The sequence below is a fragment of the Streptomyces pseudogriseolus genome (assembly GCA_002154585.1).
Taxonomy (GTDB): Bacteria; Actinomycetota; Actinomycetes; order Streptomycetales; family Streptomycetaceae; genus Streptomyces; species Streptomyces pseudogriseolus.
Map to the genome: position 1 here is coordinate 1 of MUNG01000740.1, position 519 is coordinate 519.

Genomic DNA, 519 nt, shown 5'->3' on the forward strand with positions numbered 1-519 from the left:
AAGTGGCCGAGCTGCTCGGCCGCGTTGCGGCAGTAGCGGCACTCGGCCATGTGCTGTCGCACGTCGGGCAGCAGTTCGCCGCCCCGGCGGATGGGCACGTCGAGCAGCCGGTTGTAGAAGCGGCACTCCTGCGTGGGCGCCAGCTCCTGGTGGGCGCGGACCAGACCCTGTCGGAACTTGTCGCGCGCCTGCTCGAGCGCGCCCGACGCGAGATCGGCGTCCGTGCCGAGCAGTCCGGCGGGCACGGATATCGGCTCGGCCTCGACCTCGACGTGCCAGAGCAGGCACCGGGCGATCGCGGGCAGGGAACGGAACGCCCGCTGGGCGAGGGTGCGGTTCTCCGGCGTCATGGTCGTCGCCGCGCGCATGCCCCGTCCGCCCGCCGGTTTCAGCAGCCCCGGCAGCACCTCGGCGACCTGGTCGTCGGCGGCCCACTCGCGGACCGTGTCCCGCACCCCCACGAGCAGGACGGGACGCAGGGCCACGGCGGACTCGCCGACGGCGACCCGGTCGAGCACT

Annotated in this window: 1 pseudogene; it reads right to left on the minus strand. The window is 74.0% G+C overall.

The annotated features are described in order from the left end of the window. Positions 1-519: pseudogene (locus CCN29_RS34480) on the minus strand (hydrolase); the annotation flags it as partial.